General features: G+C 63.3%; 26 protein-coding genes. 12 read left to right on the forward strand and 14 right to left on the reverse strand.

Annotated features, from left to right (window positions below):
* The first annotated feature begins 407 nt into the window (after positions 1-407).
* The gene (ptsP, locus tag QKW60_RS17270) at positions 408-2,654 is read left to right on the forward strand and encodes a phosphoenolpyruvate--protein phosphotransferase (RefSeq protein WP_282370501.1); all 2,247 of its coding nucleotides are present in this window, start codon (positions 408-410) and stop codon (positions 2,652-2,654) included.
* Between the two features lie 60 nt (positions 2,655-2,714).
* On the opposite strand, the gene QKW60_RS17275 is transcribed toward ptsP, so the two are convergent.
* Entirely contained in the window at positions 2,715-3,083 is a 369-nt protein-coding gene (locus QKW60_RS17275; RefSeq protein ID WP_282370502.1) for an SPW repeat domain-containing protein, read from the reverse strand.
* A 242-nt stretch (positions 3,084-3,325) separates the two neighbouring features.
* On the opposite strand from QKW60_RS17275, the gene QKW60_RS17280 reads away from it, so the two are divergent.
* From QKW60_RS17280 to QKW60_RS17295, 4 genes are read left to right on the forward strand one after another with little or no spacing between them, the layout of a single operon-like run.
* Positions 3,326-3,970 (forward strand): CerR family C-terminal domain-containing protein, encoded by a 645-nt coding sequence (locus QKW60_RS17280; RefSeq protein ID WP_282370504.1) that lies wholly within the window; start codon positions 3,326-3,328, stop codon positions 3,968-3,970.
* Complete coding sequence (locus QKW60_RS17285) at positions 3,967-4,920, forward strand: HlyD family secretion protein (RefSeq protein WP_282370506.1); 954 nt, start codon at positions 3,967-3,969, stop codon at positions 4,918-4,920. The genes QKW60_RS17280 and QKW60_RS17285 overlap by 4 nt, the downstream gene beginning before the upstream one ends.
* Positions 4,917-5,843: an ABC transporter ATP-binding protein gene (locus QKW60_RS17290; protein ID WP_282370507.1), complete on the forward strand. Its 927-nt coding sequence runs from the start codon at positions 4,917-4,919 to the stop codon at positions 5,841-5,843. Before QKW60_RS17285 ends, QKW60_RS17290 begins: the two co-directional genes overlap by 4 nt.
* The gene (locus QKW60_RS17295; RefSeq protein ID WP_282370508.1) at positions 5,840-6,976 is read left to right on the forward strand and encodes an ABC transporter permease; all 1,137 of its coding nucleotides are present in this window, start codon (positions 5,840-5,842) and stop codon (positions 6,974-6,976) included. The genes QKW60_RS17290 and QKW60_RS17295 overlap by 4 nt, the downstream gene beginning before the upstream one ends.
* Before the next feature lie 75 nt (positions 6,977-7,051).
* On the opposite strand, the gene QKW60_RS17300 is transcribed toward QKW60_RS17295, so the two are convergent.
* From QKW60_RS17300 to argH, 3 genes are read right to left on the reverse strand one after another with little or no spacing between them, the layout of a single operon-like run.
* Positions 7,052-7,189 (reverse strand): argininosuccinate lyase, encoded by a 138-nt coding sequence (locus QKW60_RS17300; RefSeq protein ID WP_282370509.1) that lies wholly within the window; start codon positions 7,187-7,189, stop codon positions 7,052-7,054.
* Positions 7,189-7,347: a hypothetical protein gene (locus QKW60_RS17305; protein ID WP_282370510.1), complete on the reverse strand. Its 159-nt coding sequence runs from the start codon at positions 7,345-7,347 to the stop codon at positions 7,189-7,191. Before QKW60_RS17305 ends, QKW60_RS17300 begins: the two co-directional genes overlap by 1 nt.
* Entirely contained in the window at positions 7,344-8,735 is a 1,392-nt protein-coding gene (gene argH, locus QKW60_RS17310) for an argininosuccinate lyase (RefSeq protein ID WP_282370512.1), read from the reverse strand. Before argH ends, QKW60_RS17305 begins: the two co-directional genes overlap by 4 nt.
* A gap of 22 nt (positions 8,736-8,757) precedes the next feature.
* Between argH and QKW60_RS17315 the strand changes: the two genes are divergently transcribed.
* Entirely contained in the window at positions 8,758-9,315 is a 558-nt protein-coding gene (locus QKW60_RS17315) for a TlpA family protein disulfide reductase (protein ID WP_282370514.1), read from the forward strand.
* Between the two features lie 15 nt (positions 9,316-9,330).
* Here QKW60_RS17315 and QKW60_RS17320 read toward each other — a convergent pair whose 3' ends face one another.
* The gene (locus QKW60_RS17320; RefSeq protein WP_282370515.1) at positions 9,331-9,900 is read right to left on the reverse strand and encodes a DNA-3-methyladenine glycosylase I; all 570 of its coding nucleotides are present in this window, start codon (positions 9,898-9,900) and stop codon (positions 9,331-9,333) included.
* Between the two features lie 97 nt (positions 9,901-9,997).
* Between QKW60_RS17320 and QKW60_RS17325 the strand changes: the two genes are divergently transcribed.
* The 3 genes from QKW60_RS17325 (at position 9,998) to phbB (ending at position 13,035) form a co-directional block, all read left to right on the forward strand.
* On the forward strand, positions 9,998-10,837 hold the full coding sequence (locus tag QKW60_RS17325) for an EAL domain-containing protein (RefSeq protein ID WP_282370517.1): 840 nt from the start codon (positions 9,998-10,000) through the stop codon (positions 10,835-10,837).
* A 193-nt stretch (positions 10,838-11,030) separates the two neighbouring features.
* The gene (locus tag QKW60_RS17330; RefSeq protein ID WP_263741347.1) at positions 11,031-12,206 is read left to right on the forward strand and encodes an acetyl-CoA C-acetyltransferase; all 1,176 of its coding nucleotides are present in this window, start codon (positions 11,031-11,033) and stop codon (positions 12,204-12,206) included.
* Positions 12,207-12,312: 106 nt separating this feature from the next.
* Complete coding sequence (phbB, locus tag QKW60_RS17335) at positions 12,313-13,035, forward strand: acetoacetyl-CoA reductase (protein ID WP_282370522.1); 723 nt, start codon at positions 12,313-12,315, stop codon at positions 13,033-13,035.
* Positions 13,036-13,243: 208 nt separating this feature from the next.
* Here the strand turns inward: phbB and QKW60_RS17340 are convergent, their stop codons facing one another.
* From QKW60_RS17340 to QKW60_RS17350, 3 genes are all read right to left on the reverse strand, one after another.
* Positions 13,244-13,411, reverse strand: coding sequence for a YdcH family protein (locus tag QKW60_RS17340; protein WP_282370525.1), 168 nt, complete (start codon positions 13,409-13,411; stop codon positions 13,244-13,246).
* Positions 13,412-13,533: 122 nt separating this feature from the next.
* Positions 13,534-14,295, reverse strand: a complete 762-nt coding sequence (locus QKW60_RS17345; RefSeq protein ID WP_282370527.1) for a tRNA1(Val) (adenine(37)-N6)-methyltransferase — start codon at positions 14,293-14,295, stop codon at positions 13,534-13,536.
* A gap of 1 nt (position 14,296) precedes the next feature.
* A complete protein-coding gene (locus QKW60_RS17350) occupies positions 14,297-14,512 on the reverse strand; it encodes a putative signal transducing protein (protein WP_282370831.1) in 216 nt (71 codons plus the stop codon).
* Between the two features lie 55 nt (positions 14,513-14,567).
* Here QKW60_RS17350 and QKW60_RS17355 point away from each other — a divergent pair, with 55 nt between their 5' ends.
* Positions 14,568-15,569, forward strand: a complete 1,002-nt coding sequence (locus tag QKW60_RS17355; RefSeq protein WP_282370529.1) for a polyprenyl synthetase family protein — start codon at positions 14,568-14,570, stop codon at positions 15,567-15,569.
* Here the strand turns inward: QKW60_RS17355 and QKW60_RS17360 are convergent.
* The 4 genes from QKW60_RS17360 to QKW60_RS17375 all read right to left on the reverse strand — a co-directional run bounded on the left by QKW60_RS17360 (position 15,562) and on the right by QKW60_RS17375 (position 21,075).
* Positions 15,562-16,404 (reverse strand): 4-(cytidine 5'-diphospho)-2-C-methyl-D-erythritol kinase, encoded by an 843-nt coding sequence (locus QKW60_RS17360; RefSeq protein WP_282370531.1) that lies wholly within the window; start codon positions 16,402-16,404, stop codon positions 15,562-15,564. The two genes, QKW60_RS17355 and QKW60_RS17360, sit on opposite strands and share 8 nt — an antisense overlap.
* On the reverse strand, positions 16,394-18,103 hold the full coding sequence (locus QKW60_RS17365) for a tetratricopeptide repeat protein (RefSeq protein WP_282370533.1): 1,710 nt from the start codon (positions 18,101-18,103) through the stop codon (positions 16,394-16,396). Before QKW60_RS17365 ends, QKW60_RS17360 begins: the two co-directional genes overlap by 11 nt.
* 107 nt (positions 18,104-18,210) lie before the next feature.
* Positions 18,211-19,860 (reverse strand): electron transfer flavoprotein-ubiquinone oxidoreductase, encoded by a 1,650-nt coding sequence (locus QKW60_RS17370; protein ID WP_282370537.1) that lies wholly within the window; start codon positions 19,858-19,860, stop codon positions 18,211-18,213.
* Between the two features lie 213 nt (positions 19,861-20,073).
* Positions 20,074-21,075, reverse strand: coding sequence for a phosphatase PAP2 family protein (locus QKW60_RS17375; protein ID WP_282370539.1), 1,002 nt, complete (start codon positions 21,073-21,075; stop codon positions 20,074-20,076).
* A 152-nt stretch (positions 21,076-21,227) separates the two neighbouring features.
* Here QKW60_RS17375 and greA point away from each other — a divergent pair, with 152 nt between their 5' ends.
* Both greA and QKW60_RS17385 read left to right on the forward strand, forming a co-directional pair.
* Entirely contained in the window at positions 21,228-21,698 is a 471-nt protein-coding gene (greA, locus tag QKW60_RS17380; protein WP_282370541.1) for a transcription elongation factor GreA, read from the forward strand.
* A gap of 22 nt (positions 21,699-21,720) precedes the next feature.
* Positions 21,721-22,743 (forward strand): hypothetical protein, encoded by a 1,023-nt coding sequence (locus tag QKW60_RS17385; protein WP_282370542.1) that lies wholly within the window; start codon positions 21,721-21,723, stop codon positions 22,741-22,743.
* 15 nt (positions 22,744-22,758) lie between these two features.
* Here QKW60_RS17385 and QKW60_RS17390 read toward each other — a convergent pair whose 3' ends face one another.
* The gene (locus tag QKW60_RS17390) at positions 22,759-23,370 is read right to left on the reverse strand and encodes a hypothetical protein (RefSeq protein WP_282370832.1); all 612 of its coding nucleotides are present in this window, start codon (positions 23,368-23,370) and stop codon (positions 22,759-22,761) included.
* 22 nt (positions 23,371-23,392) lie between these two features.
* The gene (locus QKW60_RS17395; protein ID WP_282370544.1) at positions 23,393-23,527 is read right to left on the reverse strand and encodes an aa3-type cytochrome c oxidase subunit IV; all 135 of its coding nucleotides are present in this window, start codon (positions 23,525-23,527) and stop codon (positions 23,393-23,395) included.
* Between the last annotated feature and the right edge of the window lie 216 nt (positions 23,528-23,743).

Genomic DNA, 23,743 nt, shown 5'->3' on the forward strand with positions numbered 1-23,743 from the left:
GTCGGTCTGTTTCCGTTTCCCATAGAACACCTCCTGGTTCCTCAGTTGGTGCTCTCCACTTTTCTCGGGCAAGTCCAACTAGGCCAAGCGTAGCTGTGAAACTTAGCCTAGGTGTTCAGAGCGAAACCCAGCCGCATTTTTTATTCGTAGCGATTTTTGTGTCGTGGTGGTGGCAGGGGTCAGTTTTGTGTCCTGCACCAGAATTTTAGCAATGCTGACAAATCGAACCCATACCTCAGTTGGGTTCAGGCATCGCCTTGTTTCTCGGCATCGGCGCTCTGCTCGCCAGATTTGGCATCGGATCGGTCGTACAGGGTACCGCCCTGCCGCCCCGCCCAGAGCAAATCCAGTTTCCTTTTCGGGCGCTTCCCCCCTATAGAGAGCATGAGTAAAGACCGGGACGGGTGATGCCAGATCGCACGGAAAGCGAAAGCCGCAAGCTTCTTCGGCGTTTGCGCGACACCCTTGCCGAGGCCGGGGCCGGTCAGGAACGACTGGACCGCATCACCCATCTCATCGCCGATTCGATGCGGACCGAGGTCTGTTCGATCTATCTCTTTCGCGATGACGAGACGCTGGAACTCTGCGCAACAGAGGGTCTTAATCCCGAATCCGTCCACCAGACCCGGATGCGGCTGGGCGAGGGCCTTGTAGGCCGCGTCGCCAAGGCGTCGTCCCCGATCAACACCGCCAATGCACCTGCCGAAAAAGGCTTCCGCTACATGCCGGAAACCGGCGAGGAAATCTTTTCCTCCTTCCTCGGCGTGCCGATCCAGCGGCTGGGTGAAAAACTCGGCGTCCTCGTCGTCCAGTCGAAAGAGGCCCGCGCCTTTTCCGATGATGAGGTCTACGCTTTGGAGGTTGTGGCCATGGTCGTCGCCGAGATGACCGAGCTTGGCGCCTTCGTCGGCGAGGGCGAGGCGCTGGCGGCTTTGCACCAGCAACCGGTGATGTTCCGGGGCGGCACCGGGCAGGAGGGTGCGGCGGAGGGCCATGTCTGGCTGCACGAACCCCGCGTCGTCATCACCAACCTCGTGTCCGACGACCCGGCGGCGGAACTGGAGCGGCTGAAAGAGGCGGTCGACCGGCTGCGTATCTCGGTCGATGCGATGCTGACCATGACCGACGGGCAGGACAAGGAACAAAGCCAGGTTCTGGAAGCCTACCGGATGTTCGCCAATTCGCGCGGCTGGATGCGGCGGATGGAGGAAGACATCGCGGCGGGTCTTTCCGCCGAGGCGGCGGTGGAAAAGGAACAATCGGCCGCCCGCGCGCGGCTGGAAACGGTGCCCGACCCCTACCTGCGCGACCGGCTGCATGACCTCGACGACCTGTCGAACCGGCTCCTGCGCATCCTGACCGGACAAGGCGCCGATACGGGTGCCGAGATGCCCGAGGACCCGATCCTTGTCGCCCGGAATATCGGCCCGGCGGAACTCCTCGACTATGGCCGCCGCCTGAAGGGCATCGTGCTGGAGGAAGGGGCCGTCGGCTCGCATGCCGCCATCGTCGCCCGCGCGCTCGCCATTCCCCTTGTGATCCACGCCGAACGGATCATCACCGAGGCGCTGAACGGCGACCCGATCCTTGTCGACGGCGATCAGGGCGTCGTACACCTGCGCCCCGAGGAAACCGTCGCCGCCGCCTTTCGCGACAAGATCGCGATGCAGGCCAAGGCGCAGACGCGCTACGCCTCGCTTCGCGACAAGCCTGCGACCGCGAAATGCGGCACCACGATTTCGCTCCATATGAATGCGGGGCTCATGGCCGATCTGCCCTCGCTTGCGGGGTCGGGGGCCGAAGGCGTCGGTCTTTTCCGCACCGAATTGCAGTTCCTCATCCGCAATCATGTGCCCAAGCGCGCGGAGCTTGCGCAGATCTATTCCGGCGTCATGGATGCCGCCCACGGCAAGCGCGTCGTCTTCCGCACGCTCGATATCGGCTCGGACAAGGTGCTGCCCTATATGAAGCGGGTGGAGGAGCCGAACCCCGCGATGGGCTGGCGCGCGATCCGCGTGGCACTCGACAAGCCCGGCATCATGCGGATGCAGTTGCAGGCGCTGTTGCGCGCCGCGAACGGCCGGCCGATGTCGATCATGTTCCCCTTTGTCGCCGAGTACGAGGAGTTCCGCACCGCCCGCCAGATGCTGAAGGACGAGGTGGAGCGCGAGCGTCGGCTGGGACACAAGCTGCCCGGCGCACTGGAAATCGGCGCGATGCTGGAAACCCCGTCGCTCGCCTACGCGCCGAAAGAGTTTTTCGAGACGGCCGATTTCATCTCGGTCGGCGGCAATGACCTGAAACAGTTTTTCTTCGCCGCGGATCGCGAAAATGAAACCGTGCGGCGGCGCTATGACATGCTGAATGCAAGTTTCCTGCATTTCCTCTGCCATATCGTTGATCGCTGCGCCGAAACCCGCACCGAGCTGTCCTTCTGCGGCGAGGATGCGGGCCGCCCGATCGAGGCTCTGACCCTTGCCGCCATCGGTTTCCGCACGCTGTCCATGCGCCCCGCCTCCATCGGCCCGGTGAAGCACCTGATCCGTCGCGTGGACCTCAAGGAACTGCGCGCGGTGATCGAGGCGGAATGCGAGGCGGGCGTGACCAATGTCCGTTCGGGCGTGATCAACTGGCTTGCGAAACAAGATATCTGATACGCGTCCCGGACCGGCGGACGGACCCGGCCCGGGACGCGCTACCGGGTCCTGAACGGATCACGCCGCGCTGGGACCCGGTTCGGGCTTGTGCAGGCCGATCACTGCAACGACCGCCAGCCCGTTCAGCCAGTAAAACGCCGCGTCCAGCCCGGTGAAACCGAACAGGAACGGTGCGGCAAGGAAGGTCAGCCCGACCGCAAGGTCGACCGCCATATGCACCCGGTAGGGCAGCACCCGGATCAGTCCGGTCTGATGATCGGTGAAGATCGTCAGGATCAGCGCAGCGATGCCGGTCAAGATCGACAGCCAGAGTGCGGCGGGATTGCTCTCGCCGAGCCCCAGCACGACGGGCAGGATCATGAGCGCGGCCGCGACCGGATAGTCGAGCCAGGAATGAATGGTTTTGGTGACGAAGCCGAATGGCATGGGATGGTCCTTTCTGTTGCTGTCGGGCCGGCTGGCCGACGGATGCCAGAAATCTAGGTCTGGCGGGCCGGCGCCAGAATTCCCCGCCATCCGGGACGGTTTGCAGATCGTCCGAAATTTCACTGCTTGGCTGGTACAGAAAGGGCGATACCCGCCGCTCGGGAACCGCAATCACGCAGAGTCGCCTTGTATTTAATCAAACGATTGATTAAAATCAAAAACCGATCTAGCTTGGGAACCACATGACCAATCTGCCCAAAGCCCCCGAAGGCACTGCTGCGGACCTGATCGCCGCTGGACTGAAACTCTTCGGCCAAAAGGGTTTTGCCGCTACTTCAACCCGCGAGCTTGCGGCCGAGGCGCAGGCCAATATCGCCTCCATCGCCTATCATTTCGGCTCCAAGGACGGACTAAGACAGGCTTGCGGGGCAGAGGTCGCGCGGCGTATCGGCGCGGTGCTGAATGCCAGTGCCCTGCCCCAGCCCGACACACCTGAAACCGCCGAACTGCAGATGGAAATGATCCTGCGCGCCATGGCCCGTTTCGTCATCGCCTCGCGCGAGGCGGAACCGCTGATCCCCTTCATGCTGCGCGAGGTGGGCGAAGGCGGCCCCGTCCTCGACACGGTCTATGCCGCGATGATCGAACCGATGCACCGTCGCTTCTGCGCGCTTTGGGCCATCGCGACCGGTCAGGAGGCGGAAAGCGAGATCACCAAACTCACCGTCTTTTCGCTGATCGGCCAGGTGCTTTATTTCCGCATCGGCCGCCCCATCGTCGCGCGCCGCCTCGGCTGGAACGATCCGGGCGTGGCAGAGGCGTCCCAGATTGCCGATCTCCTTGCCGCAAACCTCAAATCCATACTTGAACGGGAGCGTCTGACATGAGCGCCGCCATCTGTGCCGTGCCGATCCTATCGGCCCTCTTCTCGGCCTGCTCGCCGCCCCCGCCTTTCGCTACCGGCTATGTGGAAGGCGAATATGTACTGATCGCGCCAGTCGCCACCGCCCAGATCGAAACCCTTTCCGTGGCGCGCGGCGACCGGGTGGAGGCGGGCGGCGTTCTGGTCGACATGGAACGCCGGGATGCCGAGATTGCACTTTCCGAAGCGACGGCGGCGCTTGCACAGGCCGAAAGCCAGCTCGCCAATCTGCGCGAAGGCCGCCGCCCGGAGGAAATCCGGGTGATCGAGGCCACGCTTGCCTCGGCCAGGGCGCAGGCTGATGAGGCCGACCGCGCCGCCGAACGGTTACAGAGCCTTGCAGAACGCGGGGCGACGACGGCAACGCAGGCCGAAGATGCTGCAACCGCCGCGATGGTTGCCCGTGCCAAGGTGGCCGAGGCAGAGGCGAACCTGACCGTCGCCCGCCTTCCCGCCCGCGCGCAGGAAATCGCCGCCGCCGAGGCCGGTGTCGAAGGCGCGCGGGCCGCGCGCGAACGCGCCGAATGGAATCTCGACAAACGCCGCCTGATCGCCCCCGCCCCCGGGCTGATCCACGATGTCATCCGCACACCGGGCGAACTGGCCGGGCCCTCTGCGCCGGTTCTGTCGCTTCTGCCCGATGGCGCGGTGAAACTCCGGCTCTACGTCCCCGAAACAGCCATTTCCGCCATTTCTCAGGGCACCGCCCTTTCCGTCCATTGCGATGGCTGCGGCGCGGGGCTGACCGCCACCGTCACCTATGTCGCCGACGCGCCGGAATACACGCCACCCGTCATTTATTCGCTCGAAAACCGGCAGAAGCTCGTCTACCTGATCGAAGCCCGGCCCGACAGCGAAGGTGGGCTGAAACCGGGCCAGATCGTCGATGTCGACCTGCCGGGGGATGCGGGATGAGTGCCGCGCCCGCCATCGAGGTCCGGGGCCTGACCAAACGTTATGGCGGTCGCGCGGTGGTGGACGACGTGACGCTGACCGTCCGCAAGGGCGAGATTGCCGGGTTTCTCGGCCCCAACGGTTCGGGCAAGACCACGACGATCCGGCTGATGTGCGGGCTCCTGACCCCCGATGCGGGCGAGGGCCGTGTCCTTGGCCACGACATCCGCCGCGCGGGCCGGGCGATCAAGCGTGAGGTCGGCTACATGACCCAGCGCTTTTCGTTCTACGAAGATCTGACGATCGAGGAGAACCTGAATTTCGTCGCCGGTCTCTATGGCCTTTCGCCCGCGCGAAAATACGTGGCCGACACGCTCGCCGATCTCGGCCTGACCGCGCGGCGGCATCAACTGGCCGGATCCCTGTCGGGCGGCTGGAAACAGCGCCTCGCGCTTGCCGCCTGCATCATGCATGCGCCGAAACTCCTGATGCTGGATGAACCCACCGCCGGGGTCGACCCCAAGGCGCGGCGGGAGTTCTGGGACGAGATCCACCGCCTTGCGGCGGACGGGCTGACCGTCCTTGTTTCCACCCACTATATGGACGAGGCCGAGCGCTGCCACCGGATCAACTACATTTCTTACGGCAAGCTCGTGGCAAAGGGCACCGTCGCCGAGGTGGTCCACAATGCCGGGCTGACGACCGTGGTTCTGGAGGGCGATGACCTGACCGGGGCCGCGCGGCGGCTGAAGGGCGCGGCAGGCGTGGATCAGATCGCCCCCTTCGGCGCGACGTTGCATGTCGTCGGCCGCGACGGAGCGGCGCTTTTGCAATCGGTGGAGCGGGTGGCGGCGGAGACGGGCACGCGGCTGCACCCGGCCGAGACCAGCCTTGAGGACGTCTTCATCCAACTCATGGGCGACGCAAAGGACAATATGGGATGAACCGCTTCTTCTCCATCCGCCGCCTCGCCGCGCTTCTCGCCAAGGAATTGATCCAGATGCGGCGCGACCGGATCACCTTCGCAATGATGCTGGGCATTCCGCTGATCCAGCTCATCCTCTTCGGCTTCGCGATCAATTCCGATCCCAAGGGCCTGCCCGCAGCCCTCGTAGCGCCCACGCAGGATCGCTACAGCCGCGCCATCGTCTCGGCTTTGGAACTGACCGGCTATTACCGCTTCACCCATCCCGCCGCCTCCGCGGCCGAGGCCGAACAGCTGATAACAAAGGGCGACGTCGCCTTCGTCGTCACCGTTCCTTCCGATTTCGGCCGCCGGGTCGAACGCGGCGATTATCCGCAGATCCTGATCGAAGCCGACGCGACCGACCCCGCTGTCGCCTCCGGCGCCATCTCCACCCTTGGCACGGTCGCGGCCGAGGCGCTGTTGCGCGAACGCGGAACCGAGGCCGAGGCGGCATCGGACGCCGCCCGCCAGCTTCAGGTGACGGTCCACAAGCGCTACAACCCCGAAGGCATCACCCAGTACAATATCGTGCCGGGCCTGCTGGGCGTCATCCTGCAGATGACCATGGTGATGATGACCTCCATGGCGCTGACGCGCGAGGTCGAACGCGGAACGATGGAGAACCTACTCTCCATGCCCGCGACACCCATCGAGATCATGCTGGGCAAGGTCCTGCCCTATCTCGGCGTCGGCGCGGTGCAGGTCGCGGTGGTTCTGATCGCCGCGAAACTGATCTTCGACGTGCCCTTCGTCGGCGCCCTGCCGCTCTTGCTCGCGGGCGTCTTCATCTTCGTCGCCTCGCTTGTGATCCTCGGCTACCTCATCTCGACCGCCTCGCGGACACAGATGCAGGCGATGCAGCTCACGTTCTTCTTCTTCCTGCCCTCGCTCCTTCTGTCGGGCTTCATGTTCCCCTATCGCGGCATGCCGCAATGGGCGCAGGTACTGGGTGAAATCTTCCCGCTGACGCATTTCCTGCGGCTGATCCGGGCGGTGATGCTGAAAGGTTCGGACCATGCGGGCGTCGCGCAGCCCATGGCGGCGTTGGTCGTTTTCGTAACGGTCTTTGCCACGCTCGCGCTCCTCCGGTTCCGCCGCACGCTGGACTGACGTGGTCTGATCCAGTTGAGCGCGCGTCGCGCGCAAGCCTTCTGGCACTTCGTGCGGTTTGCCTCCGGCGGAGGATCAGAGGCTGCCGCCGACGCCGACCTGAACCTGACCCGTGACCGTGACGCCGGTCTGGGCAGGCGGTGTGGGTTCGCCATCGGCCCCGCAGGCGGCAAGGGTGGCGGCGAGGATAAGGCTGAGGCTCAAACGGATCATCATGGGGTCACTGTCAGGCCGATACCGGCGATGGAGGTTGAAATCGACGGCGTCACCTTCACGCCGTCGGGCGTTGCACGGGCGCCGATATTGGCGCGCGGTTGCGTGCAGGCTGTGAGAAAGCCCAAAGCAACCATAACGCCGACCAGTACCCTCATGCCAGCCGCGACTTCCACTCGACGATGCGGGCACGGACCTGATCGGGGGCGGTGCCACCAAAGCTCTGGCGCGAGGCGACGGAGTTGTGGACGCCGAGGACAGAATAGACCTCGTCGGTGATCCCGGGATGGGCGGACTGCATCTCGGCAAGGCTCAGCTCGGGCAGGTCGCAGCCCTTCTTCTCGGCCATGGCGACAAGGCTGCCAGTGACGTGATGGGCGTCGCGGAACGGCAAGCCCAGCGCCCGCACCAGCCAGTCGGCAAGGTCGGTCGCGGTGGAAAAGCCCGACGACGCGGCGGCTTCCAGATTGGTGCGGTTGGCACTCATATCGCGCACCATGCCGTCCATCGCGGCGAGCGCCAGCATCAGATTGTCGGCGGCGTCGAAGACCTGTTCCTTGTCCTCCTGCATATCCTTGGAATAGGTCAGCGGCAGGCCCTTCATCACCATCATCAACCCGACATTCGCTCCCATGATCCGCCCGACCTTGGCACGGATCAGTTCGGCGGCGTCGGGGTTCTTCTTCTGCGGCATGATCGAGGAGCCGGTCGAGAAGCGGTCGGACAAGGCCACGAAGCGGAACTGGGCCGAGGACCAGATCACCAGTTCCTCGGCAAAGCGCGACAGGTGCATCGCGCAGATCGACGCGGCGGCGAGGAATTCCAGCGCGAAGTCGCGGTCGGAGACCGCGTCGAGCGAATTGGCCGCGGGCCGGTCAAAGCCCAAAGCCGCCGCTGTTGCGTGCCGGTCGATCGGGAAGGAGGTGCCGGCGAGCGCGGCGGCGCCGAGCGGGCATTCGTTCATCCGCTTCCGGGCATCAGTGAACCGGCCGATATCGCGCGAAAACATCTCGACATAGGCCAGCATGTGATGGCCCCAGGTCACCGGCTGGGCGGTCTGAAGATGGGTGAAGCCGGGCATGACCCAATCGGCCCCGGCCTCTGCCTGCCCGACAAGTGCCATACACAATGCCGACAGTTTGCCGACAGCCTCATCGCAGCGGTCCCGGACCCAGAGCCGGAAGTCGGTCGCGACCTGATCGTTGCGGCTCCGCGCGGTGTGAAGCCGCCCGGCCGGTTCGCCGATGATTTCTTTCAGCCGCGCCTCGACATTCATGTGGATGTCTTCAAGTGCGGTCGAAAAGGCGAAGTTTCCGGTCTCGATCTCTGACAAGACCGTGAGCAGGCCTTCCCGAATGGCTTCGGCATCTTTATCGCTTATGATGCCTTGTGCGGCCAGCATCGCCGCATGGGCACGGGACCCTGCGATGTCCTGGGCATAAAGCCGCTGGTCGAAGCTGATCGAGGCGTTGATCGCCTCCATGATCGCGTCGGGCCCATCGGCGAAACGCCCGCCCCACATCGCATTCTGGGTCTTGTCGGTCATGGTCACGCCCCCGGAGGCTTATATGCGTTTCATCTCTGCCGCCGTCCTCTACACGGCCCTTGCCCTTGGTGCAAATGCCGCCTTGGCGGGCACGGCAGAACTGGAAGCATTGCGCGACGGATCAATGAAAAAGCTGGCCTTCGTGGCCGAACCGACAGAGGTCCCGTCCACAACTTTCACCGACGTAACGGGCGCTGAGCATTCTCTGGCGGATTGGCAGGGCAAATACGTGCTGGTGAATTTCTGGGCGACCTGGTGCGCGCCCTGCCGCAAGGAACTGCCCGCACTCGACGCGCTGAACCGCGATTTCGGCGGCGAGAGGTTCGAGGTCGTGACCATCGCCACCGGCCGCAACCCGGTGCCCGCGATCGAGCGGCTGTTTGCGGAAGTGGGCGTCGAAAGCCTTCCGATCCTGCTCGACCCGAAGCTGACGCTGTCGCGCGAGATGGGGGTTCTGGGCCTGCCGGTCAGCGTGATCCTCGACCCCGAGGGGCGCGAGATCGCGCGGATGTCGGGGGACGCCGAATGGAACAGCGACAGCGCACGTGCAATCATCGGGGCGCTCGTTGCATCCGAATAGAATCGCCGCCGTAGTTCAGCCTAGGCGCGCCACCCGTTCATGCGCAGGACAGGTGACGAGGTGGTCGTTGACCATGCCGACGGCTTGCATGAACGCATAGGTGATGACCGGGCCGCAGAAGCGAAACCCCTGCTTCTTCAGGTCTTTCGATATCTGCTCGGACAGGGGCGTTCTGGCGGGCACATCGGCGAGTGTCCGGAAACGGTTCTGTTGCGGCCTGCCGTCCATATAGCGCCATAGGAACTGATCGAACCCCTCGGCCTCGGCGATTTTCAGATAAGCACGCGCATTGCCGATCGTCGCCTCGATCTTCGCACGCGACCGGATGATGCCGGGATCGCCGAGAAGCCGGGTCACATCCGCCTCGTCCCACCGGGCGATGACCTCGGGCCGGAACCCGTCAAAGGCCGCGCGGAAATTGTCACGCTTCTTCAGGATCGTGATCCAGCTCAGCCCGGCCTGAAACCCGTCGAGGATGAGCTTTTCCCAAAGCGCCCGCGCATCGTATTCGGGTACGCCCCATTCGTGATCGTGGTAATCGGTGTAGATCGGGTCATCACCGCACCAGCCGCAACGTTCTTCCATCGGCGCTTTTCCTCCCGGCAACACACAAGACCGCATCCGTTTACCGCTTCTTAGCGCGTTCGTTCCAATCTGTCCCGGGACCGAGAGGAGATTTCCGATGCAGGAGAGGGGCAGACCGAAACACGATCCAAGAGACCCCGCGCAGGAAAGCCCGCTCAACGCCGCAATCGGGCTGCGCGACCGCGAGACGATGGCGATGGTCCGCCGCGCGGTTGACAAACGCGACGTGATGCTGGCGTTTCAGCCGGTGATTCAGGCCTCGCATCCCGACCGGCCCGCCTTTTACGAAGGTCTGATCCGGCTTCTCGACGAAACCGGGCGGATCATCCCGGCCAAGGACTTCATCGAGACCATCGAAACGCAGGAGCTTGGCCGCATCATCGATTGCCTGGCGCTTGATATGGGGCTGAATTCTCTGAAACGCGATCCGACGCTCAGGCTTGCCATCAACATGTCTGCGCGCTCCATCGCCTATCCCCGCTGGATGCGGACGCTGCGGAACGGGATCAGGGGCGATGCGACCGTGGCGGAACGGCTGATCCTGGAGATCACCGAAAGCTCGGCCATGGTCATGCCCGATATCGTCTCGGTCTTCATGTCCGATCTTCAGGCTGAGGGGATCGCCTTCGCGCTCGACGATTTCGGGGCCGGTTTCACCTCGTTCCGGTATCTGAGGGAGTTCTATTTCGACATCCTGAAGATCGACGGCCAGTTCATCCGGGGGGTCGCCGACAACCCCGACAATCAGGTGCTGACACAGGCGCTTCTCTCCATCGCGCATCATTTCGACATGTTCGCCGTCGCCGAATCGGTCGAGACAGCGCGCGACGCCGCCTGGCTGAGCGCCATCGGCATGGATTGTCTTCAGGGCTACTATTACGACGCGCCCACAGTCGTTCCACCATGGAAGATGCCACAGGTCCAAAAGAGCGCTTGATATCTGCCCTGAAGCATGCCGGACGCGTTCTGGTCCGAAAAGGCGGGCGGGGTCCGTCCGCCTGACGCGGTCGCGAAATAATCTTTCAAAACGCCTTGACCTTCGGGAAACAATCATGATGCTGCAGAGCAGCGTCCGAAGTGCTATTCAGGCCTTCATCAGGATGAGAATCGCCCAGAATGAGGACCGAGGCATGACCAATGTAGTAATCGTCTCTGCCGCACGCACCGCTGTCGGCAGCTTCAACGGCGCTTTTGCCAATACGCCAGCCCATGATCTGGGCGCCGCCGTGCTGGAGGCCGTCGTCGCCCGCGCAGGCATCGACAAATCGGAAGTATCGGAGACGATCCTCGGTCAGGTCCTGACCGGCGGTCAGGGCCAGAACCCCGCCCGTCAGGCGCATATCAATGCCGGTCTGCCGATCGAAAGCTCGGCCTGGTCGATCAACCAGGTCTGCGGATCTGGCCTGCGCACCGTGGCGCTCGCCGCCCAGCATATCCAACTGGGTGACGCGGCCATCGTCGCCGCCGGCGGGCAGGAAAACATGTCTCTCTCCCCTCATGTCGCGCATCTGCGCGCGGGCCAGAAAATGGGCGACATGAAGTTCATCGACTCGATGATCAAGGACGGCCTCTGGGACGCCTTCAACGGCTACCACATGGGCACCACGGCCGAGAACGTCGCCGAGAAATGGCAGATCAGCCGCGAGATGCAGGACGAATTCGCGCTTGCCTCGCAAAACAAGGCCGAAGCAGCGCAAAAGGCAGGCAAGTTCGCCGATGAAATCGCGGCCTTCACCGTGAAGACCCGCAAGGGCGACATCATCGTCGATCAGGACGAATACATCCGTCACGGCGCCACGCTGGAGAGCATGCAGAAGCTGCGACCGGCCTTCTCCAAGGAGGGCAGCGTCACGGCGGGCAATGCGTCCGGCATCAACGACGGCGCCGCCGCCGTTCTGCTGATGTCGGCCGATGAGGCGGAAAAGCGCGGCCTGACCCCGCTTGCCCGTATCGCCTCTTACGCGACCGCCGGTCTTGACCCCTCGATCATGGGCGTCGGCCCGATCCATGCCAGCCGCAAGGCGCTGGAAAAGGCGGGCTGGAAGGCCAGCGACCTCGATCTGGTCGAGGCGAACGAGGCCTTCGCGGCACAGGCCTGCGCGGTGAACAAGGACATGGGCTGGGATCCGGCCAAGGTCAACGTCAACGGCGGCGCCATCGCAATCGGTCATCCGATCGGCGCTTCGGGCGCGCGTATCCTCAACACCCTTCTCTTCGAAATGAAACGTTCGGGTGCGAAGAAGGGCCTTGCCACGCTCTGCATCGGCGGCGGCATGGGCGTCGCCATGTGCCTGGAACGCCCCTGAGCCCAACTTTTTCTGCAAATGCGAAAAACGCGGGCGCAATAATGTTGCGCCCGCGAGTTCGTTTCGGTAACAGACTTTCAATCACGCTCGCACCATAGGAGGAATCATGTCGAGAGTAGCTCTGGTCACCGGCGGGTCACGCGGCATTGGCGCCGCGATCTCTACCGCCCTGAAGAACGCGGGCTATAAGGTTGCGGCCAACTATGCCGGCAACGACGAGGCCGCTTCCGCTTTTACCAAGGAAACCGGCATCCCGACCTACAAATGGAACGTGGCCGACTATGAGGCTTCGAAGGCGGGCATCGCGAAGGTCGAAGCCGATCTCGGCCCGATCGACGTCGTCGTCGCCAATGCCGGTATCACCCGCGACGCGCCATTCCACAAGATGAGCCCCGAGCAGTGGCAGCAGGTCATCGACACCAACCTGACCGGCGTTTTCAACACCGTCCACCCCGTCTGGCCTGGCATGCGTGAGCGCAAGTTCGGCCGTGTCATCGTCATTTCCTCGGTGAACGGTCAGAAGGGCCAGTTCGCGCAGGTCAACTATGCCGCCACCAAGGCTGGCGACATCGGCATCGTGCGCAGCCTCGCACAGGAAGGCGCCCGCGCCGGGATCACCGCGAATGCCGTCTGCCCCGGCTATATCGCCACCGAGATGGTGATGGCGGTGCCCGAGAAGGTACGTGAATCGATCATCGCGCAGATCCCCGCCGGCCGTTTGGGCGAACCTGAAGAAATCGCGCGCTGCGTGGCCTTCCTTGCCTCGGACGACGCGCAGTTCATCAACGGCTCGACCATCTCGGCCAACGGCGCGCAGTTCTTCAGCTGAGGAACGCGATCATTGAAAACAAGAAAGCCGACCTCTCGGGGTCGGCTTTCTTGCTGTCATGGACGTGAGAAACAGGATTTCACATCATCCGTGGCTCCCATCAAACTGAACATCAAGCCTCGACGTTACACCGCGTCCGACAATGTTCGACGCCGAACTCACGGGGGTCACGGCTTGGTCAGGTATTCTTGGATAGGTCGTAAGCGATCTAGTGCTGGCTAAGCCGCGCGATTTCTTCCTTGAGACGCAGTTTCTGCTTTTTCATGTCGGCGATGGCGAGGTCGTCGTAACCGGGATGGCGTTGCGCCTCTTCCACGGCTTCCGAAAGATGTTGGTGCTTTTTCTGAAGCTCCTGCAGGTGCGAACCAAGCGACATAGACGTCTCCTCTCCTGTGGACTCTGTCACAATCCCATCACAATCGGCGAGTCGTGTCACGCCCGAAGGGAAAAGAATTTGATGAAAAGGCCGGGTGGGCGGCGAAACTCTGCCGTCGGACGTCAGCGCGGCAACTCGAGCCCCGCACCATCCCGCAAAATCGCGCGTGCGGCCCCGGTCAGATCGTCACCGTCGCGCAGATGCTCTGCCCCTTCATGCAGGATGAAGGGTGGCAGCAGCCGGAACGCGCCACGCACGCCCTTGCGCGCCCGCAGGATGACCCGCCCGGCAGGCCGGCCGATGCGCGGCGCGACAGGCAGCACTGACATCTCTCCGACCCGGTCATCCAGCGCTCGTATCAGGTCGGGCAGGCGTTCGGCCGCCTGAATGACCGTCAGATGACCGCCGGGGCACAGGCGGCGGGTTGCTGCATCCATCCATGTGGCAAGCGGCGTCGCCTCACGCTGCGCACGCTCGCGTCCGGCATCGGCGGCGGGCGTCCCGTCCCGGGTCGCGAAATACGGAGGGTTCGCAATGACATGGTCGAAGCTGAGCGCGCGCAGACCAGGTGGCGGCGCGTCAAGATCGCCCTCAAACACAGTGACGTTCTGTCCGTTGGCTTCGGCATTGCGCCGCGCCAGCGCGGCATAGCCCGGCTGGAGTTCCAGACCGGTCAGTTTCAACGCGGCAACGCGCGCGCCGAGGCAAAGGCTCGCCACGCCCGCTCCGCAACCCAGTTCCAGAATGCTTTGCCCGGCACGCGCCGGAACCGCCGCTGCCAGAAGGACCGGGTCCATCGCGGCGCGATATCCCGCGACCGGCTGCCAGATCCGCAACCGCCCCCCCAGGAATCCGTCGCAAGTCAGCTCGTTTTCGGCGAACATCTCAGTCGCCCGCCTCGATCCCGTTTTCCTTCAGGATCGACTTGGCCAGAAACAGATCGCGATCTACAACCATCAACCGGCGCGGCAAAATGCCTATGGAACCTTCCAGCACGCTCATGTGGACGTCCATCTGAAAGCTCGTTATACCCTCATCGTCGAGAAGAGCGGTCACGAATGCGATCAGTGTCGGGTCATTGGTTCTGAGAAGCTCTTTCATATTCCAAGACTTAAACGACATGGCCTAGGCTTTGTCGAGAGAACAAGAGACAAGGATGAGTCTGGACCGGGCTGTGCAAAAACCGATCGACGCTCTCGCCGCCTATCTGGCTGGCGACATGGATGCCGTGAATACGTTGATCCGTCAGCGCATGGCATCGGAACATGCCCCCCGTATCCCCGAGGTAACCGCCCATCTGGTCGAGGCCGGCGGCAAGCGGTTGCGCCCGATGCTGACGCTCGCGGCGGCGCGGATGCTGGGTTATCAGGGCGACCACCATGTCCGGCTGGCCGCGACGGTGGAGTTCATCCATACCGCGACGCTTCTGCATGACGACGTGGTCGATGAAAGCGCACAACGGCGCGGGCGACCGACGGCGAATCTCCTGTGGGACAACAAGTCCTCGGTTCTGGTTGGCGACTACCTCTTTTCCCGGTCCTTCCAGCTGATGGTCGAAACCGGGTCGCTCCGCGTCCTCGACATCCTGTCGAACGCCTCGGCCACGATCGCCGAAGGCGAAGTGTTGCAGCTTTCCGCCGCACAGGACCTGCGCACCGACGAGGCCATCTACATGAAGGTGGTCCGCGGCAAGACGGCGGCGCTGTTCTCGGCCGCGACCGAGGTCGGCGGCGTCATCGCGGGCGCGCCCGAAGAACAGGTGAAAGCGTTCTTCACCTATGGCGACGCGCTTGGCATCGCCTTCCAGATCGTCGACGACCTTCTCGATTACGGCGGCACGAGCAGCGTCATCGGCAAGAATACCGGCGACGACTTTCGCGAACGCAAGCTGACCATGCCCGTGATCAAGGCCGTGGCGCAGGCCTCGGCCGAGGAACGCGACTTCTGGCGCAGGGTGATCGAAAAGGGCGACCAGCGCGAGGGCGATCTGGAACACGCCATGTCGCTGATGGCGCGCCACGGCACGATGGAGGCGACGCGGGAAGAGGCGTTGCGCTGGGCTGCCGAGGCCAAAGCCGCGCTTGATGCCTTACCCGCACACAACCTGCGCGACATGCTGCGCGACCTTGCGGACTACGTCGTCGCACGCGTCAGGTGATCGCGACAGTTTCGCGGATCCACCAGCCCGGATAGGTTTGGCGCAAGCGCCGGGCCGCGCCCAGTGCCGCATCCTGACTGTCATAAAGCCCGAAACAGGTGGCGCCGGAGCCTGACATCCGCGCTATCAGGCATCCATCCTCCGACAGCGCCCGAAGGACCTCGCCGATCACCGGCACCTTCGCAATGGCGGGGGCTTCCAGATCGTTGCGCTGACGCTTCAGCCACGTGACGAAACCGGCAATCGTGCCGAACCCGTCATTCACCTCTTCCAGCGGCGGATTATCCTTGCGGGACAGCGCCTTGAAAACTTCGGGCGTCGACACGGCTTCACGCGGATTGACCAGCACCATTGCCAGAGGCCCCGGCAGGCCGCGGAAGGGGTCAAGCTGTTCGCCGATGCCGCGCATCCGCTGTGGCGTGGGACCGTTCAGGCACACCGGCACATCGGCCCCCAAAGCGATGGCCGCGTCCATCGACGGCAGGGGCATGTCCCAAAGCCGCGCCAGCGCCTGCAGCGTCGCCGCGGCATCAGCCGAACCGCCGCCAATGCCCGACGCCACCGGCAGGTTCTTGGCCAGCATGATCGCCGCACCCCGATCGGACGAAAATACCCGTGCGGCCCGCAGCACCAGATTATCCTCTCCGGCACTCAGCCCCGCCGCTTCCGATCCCACAATATGAAGCCGGAGTGTCTCGTCCTGCGCCGCCCGGACTTCATCCCCGACACGCGCAAACACGACGAGACTGTCGAGCAGATGGTAGCCATCAGCCCGCTGCCCGGTAACATGCAGCGCAAGGTTCACCTTGGCCGGCGCAAAAACCCTAGTTTCCATTCTTGGTGACGGCGAGCGGTTCGGAACCTTCTTCCTGCAGGACAGCATCCAGCCCGATTTCCAGCTTGCGACGGATGCGCGCGGCCTCTTCCTCGGTATCGGGTTCGAACGACAGCGCGCGTTTCCACTGGAACTCGGCTTCGCGCTTGCGGTCGACGGCCCAATAGACATCGCCCAGATGGTCGTTGACGACCGGATCGACCGGCATCAGTTCGACCGCCTTTTCCATATGCCCAACCGCCTCGTCATAGCGGCCAAGGCGATAGAGCGCCCAGCCGAGACTGTCGACGATGGCACCGTCATCAGGGCGTGCGGCAACAGCGCGCTCGATCATCGACAACGCCTCGTCGTAGTTCTCCTTCCGCTCCAGATAGGAGTAGCCGAGGTAGTTCAGCACCGAAGGCTGGTCGGGATTCAATTCGAGCGCCTTGCGGAAATCGGCCTCCGCCTTGTCCCAGTTCTTCTGGCGCTCATTGGCGATGGCGCGGGTATAGTAGACGATCCACTGCCCGCGCTCCTCGCCTGTCAGGGCACCGATGGCCTTGTCATAGGCGTCGGCGGCCTCGCCATAGCGTTCCTGACGCCGATAGGTATCGCCCAGAGCCGACCAAATATCGGGCCGGTCGGCACGATCCTTGGCAAGCTGCTTCAGCACCTCGATCGCGGCATCGACGCGGTCACCGGCGATCAGCGCATCCGCCCGGCCAAGTTCGGCCGACAGGAAGGCCGGGTTTTCGCGCGGGATGCGGTCAAAGGCTTCGGTCGCGAGTTCATATTGCCCCTGCGCCTCAAGAATCTCGGCGCAGAGGAGGACCGCATCGGCATCATCGGGCGCAATGTATTCGGCCATGCGGGCATAGGCGAGCGTGATGTGGTCGGTCGATTCGACCTGAAGCGCAGAGGCCACGGTGTAAAACACCTCGGCCACGCCACCGGTCGCGCCGTCGACAAGCGCGAAGGGCAGTGTTTCGCCAGCGGCAAGCCGCGCCCTGAGATCGGCGATGGTCGCCTCGCCACCCTCGCCAAAGGTCGCGTCGATCAGTTCGATCGCATCGGCGTTGCGCTCCAGCTGGCTGAGGACCTGCGAATGGGCGATGACACCGCGCTTGGTAGCGCGCAACGGGCCGCCTTCCTCGCCGGAAAAGATGTGATCGGCGCCCTCGAAATCACCAACCGAAGCCAGGGCCAGTGCCTTGTGATAAAGCCCGAATATCCGTGTGCCCTGACCGTTGGCCACCTCGTCGAAAGCGACCGTCGCCTCTGACATCCGGCCCATTCCGACAAGCGCCCAGGCGCGGTAAAGACCATCGACCAGCGGGCCAGAGCTGCGACCCGCTTCGAGTGCGGCCACGGCCGCCTCGAACTCGCCCTTGCGGGCAAAGTCGGCCAGAACCACCAGATCCGCAAACTGGCTTTCGGCCCCAAGTTTGCCCATCGCCTCGACGCTCGGCAGCGCCTTTTCGACCGTGCCCCGGCCGATCTGGGCGACCACCGCGTTTTCCAGCAACGCCGGGTTGGTCGGATCGGAGACCAGCGCCCTGATGAAGAAGTCGGCAGCCGTCCGGTAATCCGATTCCCGGCTCGCAAGCCGCCCGGCCAGATAAGGCCCCGCCAACCCGTCACGCGCAAGAACGGGCGCCGTTGTGCCAAGGCCGAGACCGAGGGCAAGGATCAGGGAAAGCGGGCGCAGTTTGGTCACGAAAGGCTCCTGAGCGGGGGCATCGCCTGAACCTAGTGCGGCCAACCGCCCAAAGCAATGCGGGGCGCCGCTGCCGACGCCCCGCAGGATATTTTATGCCGGGATTGTTACATATTCGGATAGTTCGGCCCGTCACCGCCCTGCGGCGTCGTCCAGTTGATGTTCTGGCTCGGGTCCTTGATGTCGCAGGTCTTGCAGTGGACGCAGTTCTGGAAGTTGATCTGGAACCGCGGGCCGCCCTCGCCGTCCAGCACCTCATAGACGCCCGCCGGGCAGTAGCGCTGCGCCGGTTCGTCGAACTTCGGCAGGTTGACCGAGATCGGAACAGATTCGTCCTTCAGCCGCAGGTGGCAGGGCTGGCTTTCCTCATGGTTCGTCGCCGCGAAGGACACGTTGGTCAGCCGGTCGAACGACAGGACCCCATCGGGCTTCGGATAGTCGATCTTGGGGAATTTCGACGCTTCGCCGGTCGCGGCAGCATCGGTCTTGCCGTGCTTCAGCGTGCCGAAGAGCGAAAGACCGAAGAGGTTGTTGGTCCACATATCCAAGCCACCGAGAACCAGCGACGGAATCATCCCCCAGCGCGACCACATCGGCTTGACGTTGCGGACCTTCTTCAGGTCCTTGGCGATAGGGCCGGAACGCAGGTCGGTCTCATATGCCGCCAGCTCATCGCCCTGCCGGCCAGCCGCGATGGCCGCATGGGCAGCCTCCGCCGCAGCCTTACCCGAAAGCATCGCATTGTGATTGCCCTTGATGCGCGGCACGTTCACCAGACCGGCGGAGCACCCCAGAAGCGCAACGCCCGGCGCTACGACCTTCGGAATCGACTGCCAGCCGCCCTCGCTGATCGCGCGGGCGCCATAGGCCACGCGCTTACCGCCCTTCAGAAGCTCGGCCACCATCGGGTGATGCTTGAAACGCTGGAATTCCATGTAGGGATAGAGGTGCGGGTTCTGGTAGTTCAGGTGCACCACGAAGCCGACATAGACCTGATTGTTCTCCAGGTGGTAGATGAAGGACCCGCCACCCGCATTGCCGCCAAGCGGCCAGCCCATCGTATGGGTAACGGTGCCTTCCTTGTGCTTGGCCGGGTCAATCTCCCAGATTTCCTTCATGCCAAGGCCGAATTTCTGCGGGCAGTGACCTTTCGACAGGTCGTATTTCGCGATAATTTCCTTGGCAAGCGAACCGCGCACGCCTTCGCAGATGAAGACGTATTTGCCGTGCAACTCCATGCCCGGCTCATAGTTCGGGCCCGGGGTGCCGTCCGCGTTCAGGCCCATGACGCCCGCGACGACGCCCTTAACCTCACCGTTCTCGCCGTAGACGAGTTCAGAGGCTGCGAAGCCGGGGAAAATCTCCACGCCAAGGCCTTCGGCCTGTTCGGCCATCCAGCGGCAGACATTGGCCATGGAGACGATGTATTTGCCATGGTTGTTCATCAGGGGCGGCATCGGCCAGTTCGGGATGCGGACCTGACCCGCGGGACCGAGGATGTAGAAATTGTCCTGCTTGACCTCTGTCTTGATCGGCGCGCCCTTGTCTTTCCAGTCAGGGATCAGCGCGTCGAGACCGGCAGTGTCCAGAACCGCGCCCGACAGGATATGGGCGCCAACCTCGGACCCTTTTTCCAGAACGACGACATTCAGGTCGGCATCAAGCTGCTTCAGCCGGATCGCGGCCGAAAGGCCTGCGGGGCCCGCACCGACGATCACAACGTCATATTCCATCGATTCCCGTTCGATCTCGGCCATCGTCTCTCCCTTTCGCCGCACCTGCTCGCGCCCGCTTTCAACGCGCAAGATCGTTAGCCTACCGGGCGGCCGGACGCAATAATGACGCCACGCGCCATAACGGCGCGGCAGCCTGCCCTGTTTTCGGGGCGGACAATAGGTGGTGCCCGGCGGAAATGAGGCGTCAGAAGCGGCAAAAACTGGAACATTGCCGCCACGTGCGGCAGTAGGCTTCTATCGCGATGCAACCGGCATCCGGTTCCGCGCGACGCGCAGTCCTGGCCAGTCCAGTTCCGTAATCGTCACGCGACGCAGCGCATACCACAGCCCATACATGAACAGCATCGAGAAGTATCCGTCCACGGCGTAGTGGTAGCCCGTGTAGACCGAAAGGAAGAACGTGAGGGCAACGAAAACAAGGCCGGGCAGGACCAGCCAGCGGCTGCGTTCGGCCATGTAGAGCGCCGCCAGCGTCGCGACGCCGACATGAACGCTTGGGAAGGCTGAAATCCCGAGACCCAGCGCCATGTTCTGTTCGGCATAGGAAGACCAGAGCTTCTCCTGCACCATCCCGACCAGGCTGGACGATATGCCAGAACTCTCCAGCGCATCCCGCAGATGCCCGAACCTGTCGCCGCCGATGAGTGCGTCATAGTAGACCGGTCCGACCGAAGACGCAGCCAGAGCAAGCAAATTGCCAAGGACGAGCCAGCAGGCAATGTACAGTATTGTGAAACGCGCTGCCCGTTCCCAATGCGTTTCAGTCACCGCGACGATCACTGGAAACGCGACCGCCGGAATCGCCCAGACCCACAGGTAAACGGGCACAAGCTGGTCGACCGGCAATCCCGCCGTCCATTGATGCGCAAGCACCCAGGGATCGTATCCGCCATGTATCCAGCGATCAAAATCCGCAAGCAGACGATCGGCATAGAACGGTACAATCAGTGGAATCGAAGATTTCAGAAACGAGAATGCGACCTGCAACAGGATGCTACCGAACACGGCATAGAGGACTGAACCGAGGCTGGGCATCGCCCGGCGCCAGCCGATCACGAGCAAGGCGAGCAGCAAAAACGGAACCACTCTTAGCATGGCCGATGCAAGTTTTTGGCCGAACGCGGCAGTCGCGGCAAAGGCCTGAACTGCAAGATCCGCCCCGATCGGCCGGATCAGGGCCGTCACCCCGACCGCGAACAGCAAGTAACAGAGGACAAATCGGAAATAGAGCTTCAACGTCTCACCATGAAGGTTTATTCCGCAATCTTCGCAACCCGTCGCGCACCGAGGTAAGCGGCTATTGACTCCGCAGCCGCATACCGGGTTTACAAGCCTGTGTCGCGAATAAACGAGGCAATTTTGGGGCCATTGTTGGCGTACGGGCAGAAATGGAAAAGATACCGATGACCCGCGCGGGGCACACCGCGCTCGATCTCGAACTGAAAAACCTCAAATCGGTGGAACGTCCCGCCGTGATCAAGGCCATTGCCGAGGCACGCGAACATGGCGATCTGTCGGAAAACGCCGAATATCACGCCGCCCGCGAAAAACAGAGTTTTGTCGAAGGCCGCATCAAGGAAATCGAGGCGATGCTGTCGCGGGCCGACGTGATCGACACCGCGAGACTTTCCGGTGCGATCAAGTTCGGCGCGACCGTGACGCTTGTCGACGAGGATAGCGACGAGGAAAAGACCTATCAGATCGTCGGCGAGGCCGAGGCCGATATCGAACGCGGCCTTCTCAACATCAAGTCGCCACTCGCCCGGGCGCTTATCGGCAAGGACGAAGGCGACAGTGTCGAGGTGCGCACCCCCGGCGGCGACAAGAGTTACGAAGTTCTGACCATCCGATACGTCTGAATCCGGCGCGGAGGACAGCAGCATGACGGAAGAAAAACAGCCCGATACGGGCGGTAGCGCGATGGGCGTTGGCCTGTTCGTGCGTCCCGAAAGCGAAGACGGGATGTCATCGGGCGACATTATCGCGATTGTCGTGAGCTGTCTTTGGCTCGCCATGGCCGGTGCGTTCTGGTTTTTTGTCGGACGCGGGACGGGCACGGACGGACCGCTCGGATCGCTCATGGTCCTCGTCGCGATCGCGCTTCCGGTTGCACTGATCTGGGTCGCAGCGATCACGCTCAGGACCGCGCGCCAGATGCGTTCGGAATCGCGGAGGCTGCAGGCCGCAATCGACTCCATGCGCCACGCCTATATCAATCAGGCGCAGGCCAGCGTCGCCCGGCCTTCGATGGAAAAGCGACTGGACGAGATCGCCATGGCGACCCGTCAGACCGAATCTGCGGTCGTGACCTTCACCTCAAGCCGCGACGCCGGGATGAAACCGGCCACGCTCCTCCCCGCAGCCACACAAACCGCCCCTGAGGAGGAACAACCTGCGCTTGCCTTCGGTCCCGAGGCCGGGTTGACCGCCGCACCGGTCCCGTCCGCCGACTTCATCAAGGCCCTGAACTTCCCAGACAGCCCAACCGACAAGGACGGCTTTCGCGCCCTGCGTGCGGCACTCGAAGATCATGCCATGGCCAAGCTGATCCGCGCCGCTCAGGACACGCTGACGCTGCTCAGCCAGGACGGGATCTACATGGACGACCTGAAACCCGACCGCGCCCGTCCCGAACTGTGGCGCCGTTTCGCACAAGGCGAACGCGGCCGCCCCATTGCGGCACTGGGCGGCGTCCGCGACCGGTCGAGCCTTGCCCTGACTGCGGGACGGATGCGTCAGGACACGATCTTCCGCGACGCGGCGCATCACTTCCTGCGCCAGTTCGACAAGACCTTCGCCGGGTTCGAGAAAACCGCCACCGATCAGGAGATTGCAGCGCTTGCCGAAACCCGCACCGCGCGCGCCTTCATGCTGCTCGGCCGGGTCGCGGGAATTTTCGACTGAATAGAGGGTGCCCAATCAGGTTTCGGGCAACTGTCCCTTCTGAACCAGAAGCACGCCGGAATTGTTATCCGGATCGCCGTCTTCGTGCAGCTTCTCGGTTACGCCCGGAATCTCCGAAAACGCCCGGCGGATCCGGTTGGGGAAGAACGTGCGCGGCACGCCTTCGAAACCGGGCAGGCCACGCACGATATCGCTGACCGAATTGCCGCAGAATGCCTTGTTGACCGCGCCATAGCTCTCGGCCCGCCGCAGCGCCGCCTCGGCCACTTCCGGGCTGACATAGATCTTCTGTTCGATCACGTCATAGGTTTCGCGGGCATGGTAGTCGATGTAGAACTTCCGCATCTTCTCGGTCATGCCGTAATGCAGATCGTTCCGTTCGGGCGCCCAGGGGTGATGCCACGTGCCGGCCGGGTCGAATATCACCCGCTGGCTGGCATTGATCAGAAGACCGGAATGCGCGCCCTCGCCGCCCTTCTTGCGAACGACGGTATAGAGCGTGATTGAGGTCGGCTCTTCCCAGACGAACCGGGCACGCTGAACCGCCTCATCCGGCGCCCATACAGGCTCGGCGCCGCAGGCGGCTAACGCCAGCGGAAGGATGAGACAGAGTGCGAGATTGCGCAGTATCACAGTCCGAACCGGCCGATCAGGCGTTCGCAAGCGCGAGGAAGATCAGCACGCCGATGGAAATGGCCGCGCCCCATGTCGCGAAACGGATGAACCCGTCGAAGGTCTTTTCATGAACCTTGCTGTCCATGCTGCCATGCTTGTGTTCGGCCATCTTTGCGCTCCTGATCTGGCGTTTGGGACCGCATAGCCGATTCAGCGCCGTCTGTCACGACCCTGCGGCGCGTTCGCGCCGCGCCGGACCGGGGCATTTCGGCGATGCCTCTCACGGCGGGGATCGGGAGGTTCAAACTGTCCCTGAAAATTCCTTCGGGAACAATGGGCACGTCGGCAAATCCTGTTGATCTGCGGCGAGCCCTGCGAGGACATG

The sequence above is a fragment of the Albidovulum aestuarii genome (assembly GCF_029961185.1).
In the GTDB taxonomy this organism is placed as follows: Bacteria; Pseudomonadota; Alphaproteobacteria; order Rhodobacterales; family Rhodobacteraceae; genus Albidovulum; species Albidovulum aestuarii.

Excerpts from the sequence above, each read along its gene's own strand:
- QKW60_RS17345 (WP_282370527.1), bottom strand. The coding sequence starts at position 14,295 with ATGTTCGCCGAAAACGAGCTGACTTGCGACGGATTCCTGGGGGGGCGG.
- QKW60_RS17370 (WP_282370537.1), bottom strand. The coding sequence starts at position 19,860 with ATGGCCGAGATCGAACGGGAATCGATGGAATATGACGTTGTGATCGTC.
- QKW60_RS17285 (WP_282370506.1), top strand. The coding sequence starts at position 3,967 with ATGAGCGCCGCCATCTGTGCCGTGCCGATCCTATCGGCCCTCTTCTCG.
- QKW60_RS17355 (WP_282370529.1), top strand. The coding sequence starts at position 14,568 with ATGAGTCTGGACCGGGCTGTGCAAAAACCGATCGACGCTCTCGCCGCC.
- phbB (WP_282370522.1), top strand. The coding sequence starts at position 12,313 with ATGTCGAGAGTAGCTCTGGTCACCGGCGGGTCACGCGGCATTGGCGCC.
- QKW60_RS17350 (WP_282370831.1), bottom strand. The coding sequence starts at position 14,512 with ATGAAAGAGCTTCTCAGAACCAATGACCCGACACTGATCGCATTCGTG.
- QKW60_RS17280 (WP_282370504.1), top strand. The coding sequence starts at position 3,326 with ATGACCAATCTGCCCAAAGCCCCCGAAGGCACTGCTGCGGACCTGATC.
- QKW60_RS17340 (WP_282370525.1), bottom strand. The coding sequence starts at position 13,411 with ATGTCGCTTGGTTCGCACCTGCAGGAGCTTCAGAAAAAGCACCAACAT.
- QKW60_RS17330 (WP_263741347.1), top strand. The coding sequence starts at position 11,031 with ATGACCAATGTAGTAATCGTCTCTGCCGCACGCACCGCTGTCGGCAGC.
- QKW60_RS17385 (WP_282370542.1), top strand. The coding sequence starts at position 21,721 with ATGACGGAAGAAAAACAGCCCGATACGGGCGGTAGCGCGATGGGCGTT.
- QKW60_RS17300 (WP_282370509.1), bottom strand. The coding sequence starts at position 7,189 with ATGATCCGTTTGAGCCTCAGCCTTATCCTCGCCGCCACCCTTGCCGCC.
- QKW60_RS17395 (WP_282370544.1), bottom strand. The coding sequence starts at position 23,527 with ATGGCCGAACACAAGCATGGCAGCATGGACAGCAAGGTTCATGAAAAG.
- argH (WP_282370512.1), bottom strand. The coding sequence starts at position 8,735 with ATGACCGACAAGACCCAGAATGCGATGTGGGGCGGGCGTTTCGCCGAT.
- QKW60_RS17320 (WP_282370515.1), bottom strand. The coding sequence starts at position 9,900 with ATGGAAGAACGTTGCGGCTGGTGCGGTGATGACCCGATCTACACCGAT.
- QKW60_RS17275 (WP_282370502.1), bottom strand. The coding sequence starts at position 3,083 with ATGCCATTCGGCTTCGTCACCAAAACCATTCATTCCTGGCTCGACTAT.
- QKW60_RS17295 (WP_282370508.1), top strand. The coding sequence starts at position 5,840 with ATGAACCGCTTCTTCTCCATCCGCCGCCTCGCCGCGCTTCTCGCCAAG.
- QKW60_RS17315 (WP_282370514.1), top strand. The coding sequence starts at position 8,758 with ATGCGTTTCATCTCTGCCGCCGTCCTCTACACGGCCCTTGCCCTTGGT.
- QKW60_RS17305 (WP_282370510.1), bottom strand. The coding sequence starts at position 7,347 with ATGAGGGTACTGGTCGGCGTTATGGTTGCTTTGGGCTTTCTCACAGCC.
- QKW60_RS17325 (WP_282370517.1), top strand. The coding sequence starts at position 9,998 with ATGCAGGAGAGGGGCAGACCGAAACACGATCCAAGAGACCCCGCGCAG.
- ptsP (WP_282370501.1), top strand. The coding sequence starts at position 408 with ATGCCAGATCGCACGGAAAGCGAAAGCCGCAAGCTTCTTCGGCGTTTG.
- greA (WP_282370541.1), top strand. The coding sequence starts at position 21,228 with ATGGAAAAGATACCGATGACCCGCGCGGGGCACACCGCGCTCGATCTC.
- QKW60_RS17290 (WP_282370507.1), top strand. The coding sequence starts at position 4,917 with ATGAGTGCCGCGCCCGCCATCGAGGTCCGGGGCCTGACCAAACGTTAT.
- QKW60_RS17360 (WP_282370531.1), bottom strand. The coding sequence starts at position 16,404 with ATGGAAACTAGGGTTTTTGCGCCGGCCAAGGTGAACCTTGCGCTGCAT.